Genomic DNA, 15,815 nt, shown 5'->3' on the forward strand with positions numbered 1-15,815 from the left:
CCCCGGTAATTCTCTAGGAATTTTATTTAATAATTATTTTAAAAACATCTTCATATCATCTTCAACATTAGTTATTCCACCAATTCCAAAGTTTTCAACTAAAACCTTAGCTACATTAGGTGAAAGGAATGCTGGAAGTGTTGGTCCTAGGTGGATATTTTTAACTCCAAGATATAATAATGATAATAATACTATTACAGCCTTTTGTTCATACCATGCAATGTTAAATGCTATTGGTAATTCATTAATATCTTCTAATTCAAATACTTCCTTTAATTTTAATGCTATTAATGCTAATGAGTAAGAGTCATTACATTGTCCTGCATCTAAAACTCTTGGAATTCCATTTATATCTCCAAGATCTAACTTATTATATTTATACTTAGCACATCCTGCAGTTAATATTACTGTATCTTTTGGTAATGCCTTTGCAAAATCTGTATAGTAATTTCTTGATTTAGCTCTTCCATCACAACCTGCCATAACGAAGAATTTCTTAATAGCTCCAGTTTTAACAGCTTCAACAACTTGATCTGCTAATGCAAATACTTGTGCATGTGCAAATCCACCTATAATTTCTCCTTGCTCTATTTCTGTTGGTGCCTTACACTTCTTAGCTTGTTCAATTATTGCAGAGAAGTCCTTAACTCCATTTTCATCAGCTTCTATATGTACACAACCTTCAAATCCTGCAGCTCCTGTTGTATACATTCTTGATTTATAGCTTTCATTTTTTGGTGGTACTATACAGTTAGTAGTCATAAGAATTGGTCCATTAAAACTTTCAAATTCTTCTCTTTGTTTCCACCATGCATTACCATAGTTACCTACTAAATGCTTGTACTTCTTTAAATTTGGATAATAATGAGCTGGTAACATTTCTGAGTGAGTATAAACATCTACCCCTGTTCCTTCAGTTTGAATTAATAATTGCTCAATATCTTTTAAATCATGTCCTGATACTAAGATACCTGGGTTTTTACCTACTCCTATATTTACCTTTGTAATTTCAGGATTTCCATAAGTTTCAGTGTTAGCAGTATCTAATAATGCCATACCATCTACTCCTACTTTTCCTGTTTCTAATGTTAAAGCAATTAATTCCTCAACGCTTAATGAATCATCTAAAAGCTTAGCTAAAGTTTCTTGCATAAATGCATCTATTTCTTCATTATCAAAACCTAAAGCATTAGCATGCTTAGAATATGCTGATAATCCCTTTAATCCATAAGTTATAAGTTCTCTTAATGATCTTATATCTTCATCTTTAGTTGCAAGTACTCCAACTTCATCACTATTTGACTTTTCTTCTAATATTGTATTTAAAGACTTAACTTCCTTAGATCCAGTTACTACACTCTTAATCTTTTCTAAGATACCGGCCTTTTTATCCATTTCTTCATTTGAAGATGCATCCCATAAAGCAACTTCTGATAAATTTTCTTTATCATTTAATTTTTCAATTAAATCTTTTTTGATTCTTAAAGTTTCTTTTACTCTACTATAAAATACCTCATTATCAAAGTTTGCATTTGTAATAGTTGTGAAAAGATTTAAAGTAATAAAGTGATTTAATTCCTTATTTATTTTCTTTCCTTCTTTTCTTAATCTTGTTGTTACTTCTGATAATCCTTTAGTAACATATATTAATAAATCCTGCATGTTTGCTAATTCTGGACTCTTTCCGCATACACCAAACTTAGTACATCCTGTACATCCTGCAGTTTCTTGACATTGAAAACAAAACATCTTATTGTCCATATTTAAAATCTCCTCTTGAAATATATTTTTTAAACTTCATGACCTTATTCTATATTGATATAAGAAAAGAGTCTGTAACATTAGTTACAAACTCTTTTTTTAATTAAATAATTCTTCTTCTAAGCCTTCAATATCTAATATTTGAATCTTTTTTCTATCAAACTCAATATAATTTCTATCTCGTAAATTAATTAATTCCCTTGATAAAGACGGCCTTGGAATACCTAATAATGCTGCTATTTCTTCCTTTGAATGCTTTAATATTATAGATTTACTTTTTTGCTCTTTAACTTCATTTAAAATATAATTAATAACTTTTTGTCGTAAACTTTTAAAAGATATACTTTTTATTTTTGAATTTAAAATGAATACTTTATCGCTTAATAAGGAAATGAAATTCTCTAATATTTTCTCTTCATAAGAACATAATTTTAAAACATCATTTTTATTTATAAAAAGAACCGTACATTCACTTAAAGCTATTACTGTTGCAGGATATGTTTTTGCCTTGGAAAATACCAATGCTTCTCCAAATACATCTCCTTCAAGCAATCTACTTAAGACTATATATTTTCCGTTAGAATATAATCTCTGTATCTCTATAGTTCCAGATAAAACTAAAGATAAACTTCTACATTCATCATCTTCATGAGCAATTATTTCTCCCTTACTGTAATTCTTTATATAGTACTTAATTTCTTTTAAAACTTTTTTTATACTTTCATCACTTAATCCAATGAACAACTGATTTTTCTTTATTGTTTTAACTATTTCTTCCATAGAATACTTCCTTTTACTATTGTATAGGTAATATAATAATAAATTCACTTCCCTTTCCTTTTTCACTAACTACACTAATCTCTCCTCCATGAAGATTAATTAAATTCCTAGTTAAAGTTAATCCTAGTCCACTCCCTCCAAATTCCTCTGAAGATTCACTATACACCTGACCAAATCTATCAAAAATAGCATTATGATACTTTTCATCTATTCCTACCCCAGTATCTTTAACACTAATCCTAACTTTTTTATGTAATTCACTTATAGAAATAGTTATAGTTCCTCCTTCACTAGTAAATTTAATGGCATTTCCAATTAAATTTATTATACATCTCTCTATGTCTAATTTATCACACTCTATAAATACCTCTTCTATTTCAGGGTCAATTATAATTTTTAATCCATTAACTTCTGCAAGATTAACCATTGATAAAGCTGTATCTTCCACAAGAGTTACTATATTAACCTCTTCCTTATTTAATCTATAAAACCCAGAATCAATTTTAGACGTATCAATTATATTATTTATTAAATTTAAAAGTCTTTTCGAATTACCTTTTAAAGTATTCATGTACTCACTCATTTTTTCCTTTGATATCTGAATTTCTGCTTTATTAAAAGATGTTAATAATTGTTCTATAGATAAAATAACATTCAATGGTGTTCTGAGTTCATGAGATAAGTTTACAAAATAATTATTTTTATGTTTTTCTAATTCTATAAGTCTTTTATATAATCTTTTATTTTCCTCTAAGTTATTATTTAATTCTTGAGTTCTTTGAGTTACTAATGCATCTAATATCTTTACTTGATTATAATATATGTATATTATACTAGCTATTATAATTATATATATAGCATATGCTAAAGGAGTTTTCCAAATAGAATTCTTTACTTTAATATTTATCTCTGATATATCAGACCAAATACCATTATAATTTCTTCCTGATATTAACATTTTATATTTTCCTGGAGATAAACTAGCATATCTTGCATAATTTTCATTACCTGCAAAAATCCAATCACTATCCATACCCTCTAGCTTATATGCGTACTGCATTTGATTTATACTTTTATACTCTGGAACAAAGAACTTTACATACAACTCTCTGGAGTCATATTCTAAAACAATATTATTTTTTAGTTCTAATTCAATTCCACCGCTTGTTTTTATACTATCTATAATTATATCACTAGTTTCCATTTTATTTTGAATATCTAATGGGTCAAATTCTGTTAATCCATTTACTCCCCCAAAATAGATATTCCCTTCTTTATTTTTATGATATGAAAATCCATTATACTCATTAGTTGCAAGACCATCTGATTCATAATATCTTATAAATTTATCATTATCTTGATCATACATGGATACTCCATAATTAGTACTAACCCAAATGTTATCCTTATTATCTACTATTACTCCATAAATAAAATCATTAGATAATCCCTCACTATATGTATATACTGTAAACTCTTCAGTCTCCTTATTAAATTTATTTAATCCATCTTGCGTACCTATCCATATATTCCCTTTACTATCTTCCGCTATAGATCTTATATTATTAAAACTTAATGAATTTACCTCTTCATCATTAGCTAAGTAATTTTTAACTTCTCCAGTTTCTTTATTATACTTAACTAAACCTCCATCATTACCTAACCCAAACCACATTATTCCTTCATTATCTTGATATATACTACTAACAGTTTTTTCATAGATACCATTTTGCTCTAATATATCATTATATGAAGTAAATTTACTTTTTCTATCAAATGTACATATTCCCCCTCTAGTTCCTATCCAAAGAACTCCATCTTTATCAATATACAATACCCTTATTTCATCATTTACTATACTATTTTTATCATCTGATTTTTTATAAACAGTAAATTTATCTGTACTTTTATCATATTTATTTAATCCATTATCAGTTGCAATCCAAATCTCATTTCCTATTCCAGTTATATCTTTTATTCTATTACTACTTAATGAATTATCATTATTAACATCATTATAATATCTTGTAACTATATCATTTTCTTTATTTATTTTATTTATACCAGAGTTAAATGTTCCTACCCATACCATACCTTCATCATCTTCATATATTCCACAAACACTACTATTACTTAATGAATTAGGATCTGTTGGATCATTTCTATAAACCTTAAAATCTTTATTAATAGAAAACTTACTTATTCCATTAAAAGTTCCTACCCACATCACTCCTGATCTATCTTGATATAAATTAATAATGTTATCATCACAAATACTATCTTTATCTGTATTATTTTTATATGTATAAAATGTTTCATTCTTCTCATTGAAACGAGCTAAACCTTGATCTGTAGCTAGCCATATTGTCCCATCTCTATCTCTAAGTATATCTCTTATAAAATTACTTGGTATAGAATTAGGATTATTAGGGTCATGAGTATATACCTTTATACTATAATCCTCTAAATCCATTATATTTAATCCACCTGTTTTAGTTCCTATCCATAACTTTTTTTCACTATAATAAATAGAAAATATATTATTTTCATTTATTGTATTTTTATCATTTTCATCACTTAAAAATTCTTTTACAGTACCATCATCAGGATTATATCTGTATAACCCTTCTCTTGTAGATACCCATATATTCCCTTGATTATCTTCATCAATATCTTGAAGGCCTTTATTCTCTAAATATTCACTAGCTACTTTTATAAATTTATCATTTTCACTATCATATAAATTTAGTCCATTTATTGTACAAACCCAAAGTCTCCCCTTAGAGTCTATTAACAATTCATCAACAACAGTATTAGAATAGGTTTTATCTTCATCTGAAACTAAATATCTTGTTATATCTCCAGTAAGTAAATTCATTTTATTTAGTCCACCATCAGTACCTATCCATAAATTTTTATCACTATCTTCTACTAATGAACTAATCATATTATTACTAATACTATTATCATTATTTTTAATATTCTTATATACCTTAAATTCATTTCCATTATATCTATTTAATCCATCATTAGTACCTATCCATATATACCCCAAACTATCTTGATATATATATTCTGCTAAAGATTGTGATAATCCGTCATCTATAGTTATACTTTTAAAATTAATATTATAGCTATCACTAGCATAAACAGTATTGTAAAATATGCATAATAGCATAAATAAAAATATTATAACTTTTTTTATATTCCTTTTCATTTTATCCCCCATATTTTTTTCCTTTTCTCTACATATTATAACAAATTTATCTAAAAAAATCATTTAAATTCCTATATTGTTTTTATTTAATAATAATATTATTAAATTTACATTTCCTAAAAAAAAAAGAATTTGTAAATATTACAAATTCTTTTACTGTTTATTATTTATAGGGAGTAAAATTATAAATTCACTTCCTTTTCCCTTTTCACTAATTACACTAATTTCTCCTCCATGGAGGTTAAGTAAATTTTTAGTTAAGGTTAATCCTAAACCACTTCCACCAAACTCTTCAGATACTTCATTATAAATTTGACCAAATCTATCAAATATGCTTTTATGAAATTTAGAATCTATTCCAATACCCGTATCCTTAACACTTATCTTAACCTTATTTGGTAATTCACTTATAGTAACTATTATCCTTCCATTACTATCTGTGAATTTTATCGCATTTCCTATTAAATTAGTTATGCATCTTTCTATATCTAATTTATCACACTCTATAAATAGCTCCTCAATTTCAGGATCAACTATAAGCTCTATTTCCTCCATTTTTGCCAATTCAACCATACTTAAAGCTGTATCTTCAACTAAACTTACTATGTTAGTTTTTTCTTTATCTAACCTATATGAACCTGAATCTATCTTAGATGTATCTATTATATTATTAATTAAATTTAAAAGTCGTTTTGAATTTCCTTTTAAAGCATTCATATAAACTTCCATTTTATCTCTACTTATTTCTTTTCCTTCCTTATTAAGGGAAGATATTAATTGCTCTACAGATAAAATTACATTTAATGGTGTTCTTAATTCGTGTGATAAATTTACAAAATAGTTATTTTTATATCTCTCCATTTCTATTAATTTATTGTATAATTTTTTATTTTCATTTAACTTATTGTTTAGTTCTCGAGTCCTTTGTATAACTAATCCATCTAATATCTTAACTTGATTATAGAATAAATATATTATTAAACTTATTATGAAAATATAAAAACAATATGCATAAGGAGTTTTCCAAATAGAATTCTTTACTTTAATATTTATCCTAGATACATCAGACCAAACCCCATTATAATTTCTCCCTGCTATCAACATAGTATATTTACCTGGCTTTAAACTAGCATATCTTGCATAGTTTTCATTACCGGCAAAAATCCACTCTTTATCAGTACCTTCTAATTTATAAGCATATTGCATTTCAGTAGTATTCCTATATTCAGGAGTAAAAAACTTTATATATAATTCTCTTGAATCATAATCAAGTACAATATTCTCACGTTCCTTAATTTCAATACCACCACTTGTTTTAATACTATCTATTATTACTTGTTCACTACTTATATTAAACTTAATATCAAATGGATTAATTTCTGTTAATCCATTTATACCTCCAAAATAAATTCTGCTACCATCCTTATTCATATGGTATGAATATCCATTATACTCATTGCTAGAAATTCCATCAGCTTCATAATATCTTATAAATTTATTATTTACTTGATCATATATTGAAATTCCATAGTTAGTACTTACCCAAACATTATCACTATTATCTACAATTACACCATATATAAAATCGTTAGATAATCCATCCATATATGTATATGAAGTAAATTTTTCACTTTTCTTATCAAATTTATTTAATCCACTTTGAGTTCCTATCCATATCATTCCATTACTATCTTCTGAAATAGCTCTTACAGTATTAAAACTTAATGAGTTTAAATCGTTATCATCGGATAAATAATTTTTTATCTCTCCAGTTTTTCTATTATAACTTACTAAACCACCATCGGCTCCAAGTCCAATCCACATTATTCCTTCATTATCTTCATAAATGGCGGAAACAACCTTTTCATAAATCCCATTTTTCTCAAACAAATCATTATATGATACAAATTTATCTTTTCTATTAAAACTACATAATCCATTTCTAGTTCCAATCCAAAGTAGTCCATCTTTATCAATAAATAATGCCCTAACCTCATCACTATTAATACTATTTTTACTATCCGATTTATTATATGTAGTAAAAGTACCTGTATTTCTATCATATTTATTTAATCCATTATCAGTTGCGATCCATACTTCATTGTCTATTCCTGTTATAGCTTTTATTCTATTACTACTTAAAGATTGAGAATTTCCTTGCAAATTATAATATCTAGTTACATCTCCAGTAATCCTATTTATTTTATTAACTCCAGAATTAAATGTACCAACCCATATCATTCCATCATCATCCTCATATATTCCACATACGCTACTATTATTTAATGAATTATTGTTTGTTGGATCATTTCTATAAACTTTAAACTCCTTATTTATATAAAAGTTACTTATTCCATTATAAGTACCTATCCAAATTCCTCCGGATCTATCTTCATATAAATTTATAATATTATCATCACAAATGCTATATTTATCTGAATTCTTTTTATATGTATAAAAACTTTCAGTTTCCTCATCAAATAAAGCTAGTCCTTGATCCGTTGCTAACCATATAGATCCATCCTTTGCTCTAAGTATATCTCTTATAAAATTACTAGGTATACTAGTATTATCATCTAGATTATACTGATAGGATTTTATACTATAATCATTTAAATCCATTATAATTAATCCACAGGTTTTAGTACCCAGCCATAATTTATTATTACTATAATAAATTGTAAGAATATTTTTATCATTAATTATATTTTGAGGATCATTAAACTTCTCAATTTTTTCTTCCTGTGGATTATATCTATATAATCCAGCATCAGTAGATATCCATATAACCCCATTATGATCTTCCGAAATATCTTGAATAATCTTATCATTAAACAAATCAGTTTCTATTTTTATAAATTTATCATTTTTACTATCATATAAATTTAAACTACTAATGCTACATACCCAAAGTCTTTCTTTTGAATCAACCATTAACTCTTCAATTACGGAATTAGATGAATTTTTATCATCTTGAGAAATTAAATACCTTGTTATATCTCCAGTAACTAAATTCATCTTATTTAAACCACTATAAGTACCTATCCACAAGTTTTTACTATTATCCTCTACTAATGAAGTAATTACATTATTACTTATTGTATTCTCATTACTTTTACTATTCTTATATATCTTAAATTCACTACCATTATATCTATTTAAACCATCGCTAGTTCCTATCCAAATGTATCCATAACTATCTTGATATATATATTCAGCTAATGATTGAGATAACCCATCATCTATAGTCATACTTTGAAAATTAATATTATTATTTTTTTCTGCATATACATTATTGAAAAAAACACATATTAATATAAATAAAAATATTCCAACCCTCTTTAGTATTCTAGTCATATTGCACCTAACCTTAAATATATATTTTTAACATATTATAACAAAATTATGTAAAATAGTCATTAATTTTGTTTTTAATATTCATAATATGTTATTTTTTATTTAATTTAATTTTTAAGTATTTTCATATCACAATAGAGATATACTAAATTATACAGAATTATTTATTATTTCTATTTTAGGAGGTATATGATGAATAGTAAGTATACTGATTTGTTTGATATATTAATAAAATCTTATTATGACGGTAATTTTGACGAAACCCTTAATAAAATAATTACTTGTCATGAAAAATCTCCACAAGAAACTTTTGAAATAATAACTTCCTTGTGTGGAGTGAAAGTTGATTTTGATAATAATTATGTTTATAACTTAAAAAAAGCAATAACTAATTATAATGTAAATAAAAAAATAGTAGAAAAACTTGAATGTTCCGGTGCAAATTGTAATCCAGATGAGAATAATACATATGGTTGCCAAAAAGCTTGTCCTTTTAATGCTATAAAATTTGATTCTGATAATAATACAACTTTTATTGATGATAATATTTGTATTGATTGTGGTATTTGTGTTGATTCCTGTAACAACGGCCGTATTTTAGATAAGATAGAATTTCTACCAATTTTGGACTTATTAAAGAACAACAAAACTGTAATCGCTGCAGTTGCTCCTGCTATTATAGGTCAATTTGGCAGTGATGTAACTATGGATCAATTGAGAGCTGCTTTTATTAAAGTTGGATTTACAGATATGATTGAAGTAGCATTTGCTGCTGATATGCTAACTATAAAGGAAGCCGTTGAGTTTAATAAACATGTAAAAAGTCCAAATGACTTAATGATAACATCTTGTTGTTGCCCAATGTGGGTAGGAATGTTAAAAAAGGTTTATAAGGAGCTTGTTCCTAATCTTTCTCCTTCTGTATCTCCTATGATTGCAGCTGGTAGAGTAATTAAATCTCTTAATAAAGATGCAAAAGTTGTATTTGTAGGACCTTGTATTGCAAAAAAAGCAGAAGCAAAAGAAAAAGACGTTGCTGGAGCCATTGACTTTGTTTTAACTTTTCAAGAACTTAATGATATATTTGAATCCTTAGAAATTCAGCCTAGAGACTTAAAGGGTATTCCTTCTATAGAATATACATCTAGAGGTGGAAGACTATATGCACGTACTGGTGGTGTTTCAATAGCTGTAGAGGAAGCTGTAGAAGAACTTTATCCAGATAACATTAAAAACTTTAAAGCTAGAAAAGCTGAAGGGGTTAAAGAATGTAAAGCAATACTTGATGAAGCTTTAGCAGGTAAAGCAAATGCAAGCTTTATTGAAGGTATGGGGTGCGTTGGTGGATGTGTTGGTGGTCCTAAAATTCTAGTTCCTCCTGAAGAAGGTAAAAAAGCAGTAGATAATTTTGCTTATGATGCTTCAATAAAGGTAGCTGTTCATAGTAAAATTCTTGATGATGTCTTAGATAAATTAGGAATAGATTCATTAAGAGACTTTGAAGATTCTAAAAAAATAAGTATTTTAGAAAGAGATTTTTGATATTTTATATTATGCAAAAAAGAGTTATGCCATTAGGTATAACTCTTAAAAAATAAAATTATTTTTTGTTTTGTTATTCTTTTTTATTTCTTCTACAAGCAACGTATCTAGTTAGTTCATTATCTAACAATCTTTTTAATTATTACTTTGTTTTCAGTTTCTGTAAATCTTTATCCTAATCTTAAACAAAGTTTTAATTTTATTCATATACTGTAGTATCAATTAAAGAAATTACCGCACGAATGATTATGAGGTGAGTTACTATGAGTATAAAATCCAAGGAATATTTTCCACCTAATTCAAACTCAATATATATTTACAGAGGATTTAATAATAATTCAATAAACTTCAAAAGTTCAGTAGATTATTTTAATAATAATAAAATTCAAGTTAGATTTGATAATGGTATAACTAATATAGTAAATATTTATGAATATGCTGATGACGGTATTAAACTTTCTTTTCAAGCTGAAAATACTTACTGCCATGAGAATTTCTTAGAGAAATCTAAGAATATTAATAATTATTTAATAAAAGAGCCAATTATTAAAAATAATATGTGGCTTTTACCTGATGGAAGTAAGCGTTGCATTACTAATGTAGATATAGAAGTTAAAACCCAATTCAATTTATTTCCTTCAGCCATAGAAATTGTTACTATATTTAAAAACAACTCTGACTTTTCCATAGATTACTATGTACTAGGTATAGGTCTTGTTAAAAGCTTATATTATATAAAGAAACTAGGATTTTTGTATTGTGAGCTTGAAGATATATTAGAAAATACCCCTTACTCTAAAAACGTTAAAGTATACTATCCTGATGAAAAATTAAATACTATTTGGTATTCAAATGCAACTTTGAACTACAATACTAATGAGGATATAACTTTAGGCTTTTCTAAACTATTCGAAACCCCTCCTACAGGATTACTTCCATTAATAAATCGTAATACAAAAATAAATAAAATATACTATAACTATAAAGATAATTTTGCTTATATAGATTTTTACAGTAGCATAATAAATAGCCTTATTGAAAATACAAATAAAAGCAAAAGCTTTTTTGACTGTATCTACAATACTTTAAGAAGTTATTATAAAACTGAAAAAATATATATCACAATAGATAATAATCCTTATACAGACTATTTTACTCCTATCATACCAACAGATGAAACTAAAATAATTGAATGGAGAGTGCAGAACTGCAAATATCCCTTTACCTATTTAGTAAAAGAAAATGATACACTAATTAATATATCCAATAAGTTTGGGATTAGCCATGATAAGATTGCGAAATTAAACAATATAAAAAACCCAAATAAACTTTTAAAGGATCAAGTCCTTCAACTTTATTCATCTGGCATATATACAATAAAAGAAGGTGATTCTTTAGAGGAAATCTCTAAGATGTTTAATTTAAGCTTTAATAAATTAATTGAAATTAACAATATATCAGATTTAAAGCTTATTAAGTCTGGTCAAAAAATTAAATTATACTAAAAAACAAGGTGGATAAATTTTCTCCACCTTGTTTTTATTTTATGCTTCTGCACTCTCAAACTGACTATTATAAAGATTAGCATAGAATCCATTCTTAGCTAATAAATCTTCATGATTTCCTTGCTCTACTATATCTCCATCTTTCATAACAAGAATAAGATCAGCATCTCTAATAGTAGATAATCTATGTGCAATTATAAAACTTGTTCTTCCATGCATCAAATTATCCATAGCCTTTTGAATTAGCACTTCTGTTCTTGTATCAACTGAGCTAGTTGCTTCATCAAGTATTAATATCTTAGGATCTGCTAATATTGCACGGGCAATAGTTAATAATTGTTTTTGACCTTGTGACACATTACTTGCTTCTTCATTAAGTTCCATATCGTAACCATGTGGTAGTGTCTTTATAAAACTATGAACATGAGCTGCTTTAGCTGCCTCTTTAACTTCTTCATCTGTAGCATCTAACCTACCATAACGTAAATTTTCCATTATAGTTCCATTAAATAGCCATGTATCTTGAAGAACCATACCAAACATCTTTCTTAAATCATTTCTTCTAAAATCCTTAATATTATGTCCGTCAATTAAAATAGCTCCATCATTAACATCGTAGAATCTCATAAGAAGTTTAACCATTGTTGTCTTACCAGCTCCAGTTGGTCCTACTATAGCAACTCTTTGGCCTGGTTTTATATGAGCTGTAAAATCATTAATAATAATCTTTTCTGGATTATATCCAAAATGAACATCCTTAAAGTCAACTTTTCCTTCTATAGTTTCAGTACTTACTGGATTTTTAACATCTAAGCTTTCCTCTTCTTCATCTAAGAATTCAAATACTCTTTCAGCAGCCGCTGCAGTTGATTGAAGTACATTTGCTATTTGTGCTGTTTGAGCTATTGGTTGCATAAATGATCTTATATATTGAACAAAAGATAAAATATCTCCAACCTCAATAACATTTTTAATAGTTAACCATCCACCAAGAATTGATACTATTACATACCCTAGGTTACCTACAAAAGTCATTATAGGCATCATCATACCTGATAAAAATTGTGATTTCCATGCGCTATCATAAAGTGTATCATTAAGATTAGTAAATTTATTAATTTCTCTTTCTTCTGCATTAAAAGCCTTCATTACATTATGACCAGAATAAACTTCTTCAACTTGCCCATTAACATATCCTAAATATTCTTGTTGAGTTTTAAAATACTTTTGAGACCTTTTAACAGCAAAAGCAATTAATCCTCCTGATATTGGAACTACAATTAATGAAGCTAATGTCATTATCCAATTTATTGAGAACATCATTATAAGTACACCAATAAGTGTAGTTGCTGATGTTAACATTTGTGATAAACTTTGATTTAATGTTTGACTGACAGTATCAACATCATTTGTTACTCTTGATAATACTTCACCATGAGTTTTAGTATCAAAATACTTAAGTGGCATTCTATTAATCTTTTCAGATATTTGTTTTCTCATATTATAAGATACCTTTTGAGCAACTCCTGCCATTATCCAACCTTGTATTAATGAGAAAATTACACTAATTAGGTACAAACCTACTAAGAATAAAATTATTTCACCTATACGAGTAAAATTAATTCCTTCAGCATTAGTAGTTGTAACCTTTTTAACTAATCCATTAAATATTTCTGTAGTTGCTTTTCCTAATATTTTTGGTCCTACAATTGAAAATGCAGCTGAACCAATGGCAAATATTATAACTATTATTATTGATAAGCTATAAGGCTTTAAATATTTCGCAAGAGTTTTCATAGTCTTTTTGAAATCCTTAGCCTTTTCGCCACCTCTTCCCATTCCACCCATTGGACCTCCGCCCATTGGGCCTCTCATTTTTTGCTTACTCATTTGAAAGCTCCTCCTTTGAAAGTTGTGATAGAGCTATTTGTTGATAAACCCCACAGTTTTCCATAAGCTCCTTATGAGTTCCCTTACCAACAACCTTACCTTCATCAAGAACTATAATTTGATTTGCATTCATTATAGTACTTATTCTTTGAGCAACAATTAAAAGTGTACTTTCTTTTAATTCTGTATTTATTGCTTTTCTAAGTCTAGCATCTGTCTTAAAGTCTAATGCAGAAAAACTATCATCAAAGATAAATACTTCTGGCTTTTTAGCTATAGCACGAGCAATTGCTAATCTTTGTTTTTGTCCACCAGATACATTTGTACCACCTTGTGCAATCTCTGTACTAAATCCTTCTTCTTTACTATTTATGAATTCCATTGCTTGAGCAATCTCAGAAGCCTTTATCATATCTTCATCACTTATATGATCTCCTCCATACTTTAAGTTACTTTCAATTGTACCTGAGAATAAAAGTCCCTTTTGAGGAATAAATCCTATTTTCTCTCTTAAATCATGTTGAGATACGCTTTTTATATTTACACCATCAATTAATATTTCACCTTCTGTTGCATCGTAGAAACGAGGGATTAAATTAATTAAAGTAGATTTACCACTACCTGTACTACCAATAAATGCTGTAGTTTCTCCTGGGAACGCTTTAAAACTAACATTACTTATTACATCCTCATCTGCTCCAGGATATCTAAATGAAACATTTTTAAATTCAATAGTTCCTTTTTCTTCCGGATTGAATGCTTGTAATTTTTCTGTATCTTTAATTGCTACATCAACGTTTAAAACTTCAGATACACGCTGAGCAGAAACCATTGCTCTTGGTAATATAACTGAAACCATTGATATCATTAAAAATGCCATAATTATTTGCATAGTATATTGCATAAACGCCATCATTGTTCCAACTTGCATAATACCTTCATCAATTCTATGTGCTCCAACCCATACAATTAATAATGTTATTGCATTCATAATGAACATCATTAGTGGCATCATTACAGTCATAATTCTATTAACAAAAAGATTTGTTTTAGTTAAATTCTTATTAGCAACTTCAAATTTTTCTTCTTCATGCTTTTGAGTACTAAATGCACGAATAACAAGCATACCAGTTAAACTCTCTCTTGTAACAAGATTTAATCTATCAACAAGCTTTTGTACACTTTTAAATTTGGGCATAGCAAAAGTAAATAATACAATTACTAAAAGTAATATTGATATTACTGCAACTCCAATAACCCATCCCATTGATGCTCCTGTGTTAATAACTTTAATAACACCACCAACACCTAGAATTGGTGCATAGAATACAATTCTTAACCCCATTACAACAAGCATAATAATTTGTTGTATATCATTTGTTGTTCTTGTAATAAGTGATGCCGTTGAAAATTTATCAAATTCAGTATTTGAAAATCCTACAACCTTATTAAATACATCTTTTCTTAGGTTTCTACCTAATGCAGCACCAACTCTAGCAGCAATAAAACTTACAATAACTGTAGCTAACATACTAATTAAAGCGATACCTACCATTTTTACCCCAGCTATAATTACATAATTAGATTGAAGCCTATCGGTATTAATTCCAACCTCTTTATATTGTTCCTTCACATAACTAGTAGCAGCTTGAGTTATCATACTATCTGGCATATTTTCTAATTTCTCATCTACATTTGATAACATACTATCAATTTTCTCTTGAGGCATCATTTTTAACATTTCAAAAGGATCTACAGTAGAT

General features: G+C 27.4%; 8 protein-coding genes. 2 read left to right on the forward strand and 6 right to left on the reverse strand.

Annotated features, from left to right (window positions below; genetic code table 11):
- Positions 1–33: 33 nt before the first annotated feature.
- The 4 genes from hcp to Q0G30_RS02950 all read right to left on the reverse strand — a co-directional run bounded on the left by hcp (position 34) and on the right by Q0G30_RS02950 (position 9,115).
- Positions 34–1,761 (reverse strand): hydroxylamine reductase, encoded by a 1,728-nt coding sequence (gene hcp, locus Q0G30_RS02935; RefSeq protein ID WP_294386270.1) that lies wholly within the window; start codon positions 1,759–1,761, stop codon positions 34–36.
- A 99-nt stretch (positions 1,762–1,860) separates the two neighbouring features.
- Positions 1,861–2,541, reverse strand: a complete 681-nt coding sequence (locus Q0G30_RS02940) for a Crp/Fnr family transcriptional regulator (protein ID WP_294130392.1) — start codon at positions 2,539–2,541, stop codon at positions 1,861–1,863.
- A 16-nt stretch (positions 2,542–2,557) separates the two neighbouring features.
- Positions 2,558–5,758 (reverse strand): sensor histidine kinase, encoded by a 3,201-nt coding sequence (locus Q0G30_RS02945; RefSeq protein ID WP_294386271.1) that lies wholly within the window; start codon positions 5,756–5,758, stop codon positions 2,558–2,560.
- A gap of 153 nt (positions 5,759–5,911) precedes the next feature.
- On the reverse strand, positions 5,912–9,115 hold the full coding sequence (locus tag Q0G30_RS02950; RefSeq protein WP_294386273.1) for a sensor histidine kinase: 3,204 nt from the start codon (positions 9,113–9,115) through the stop codon (positions 5,912–5,914).
- 192 nt (positions 9,116–9,307) lie between these two features.
- Between Q0G30_RS02950 and Q0G30_RS02955 the strand changes: the two genes are divergently transcribed.
- Both Q0G30_RS02955 and Q0G30_RS02960 read left to right on the forward strand, forming a co-directional pair.
- Complete coding sequence (locus tag Q0G30_RS02955) at positions 9,308–10,657, forward strand: [Fe-Fe] hydrogenase large subunit C-terminal domain-containing protein (protein WP_294386274.1); 1,350 nt, start codon at positions 9,308–9,310, stop codon at positions 10,655–10,657.
- A gap of 263 nt (positions 10,658–10,920) precedes the next feature.
- Complete coding sequence (locus tag Q0G30_RS02960) at positions 10,921–12,162, forward strand: LysM peptidoglycan-binding domain-containing protein (protein WP_294386276.1); 1,242 nt, start codon at positions 10,921–10,923, stop codon at positions 12,160–12,162.
- A 39-nt stretch (positions 12,163–12,201) separates the two neighbouring features.
- Here Q0G30_RS02960 and Q0G30_RS02965 read toward each other — a convergent pair whose 3' ends face one another.
- Both Q0G30_RS02965 and Q0G30_RS02970 read right to left on the reverse strand, forming a co-directional pair.
- Positions 12,202–14,052: an ABC transporter ATP-binding protein gene (locus tag Q0G30_RS02965; protein WP_294386278.1), complete on the reverse strand. Its 1,851-nt coding sequence runs from the start codon at positions 14,050–14,052 to the stop codon at positions 12,202–12,204.
- Positions 14,045–15,815: ABC transporter ATP-binding protein (locus Q0G30_RS02970; RefSeq protein ID WP_294386281.1), on the reverse strand; the 1,771-nt coding region annotated here is incomplete at its 5' end. The genes Q0G30_RS02970 and Q0G30_RS02965, both read right to left, overlap by 8 nt.

The organism is uncultured Clostridium sp. (genome assembly GCF_934754925.1).
Classification (GTDB): Bacteria; Bacillota; Clostridia; order Clostridiales; family Clostridiaceae; genus Clostridium.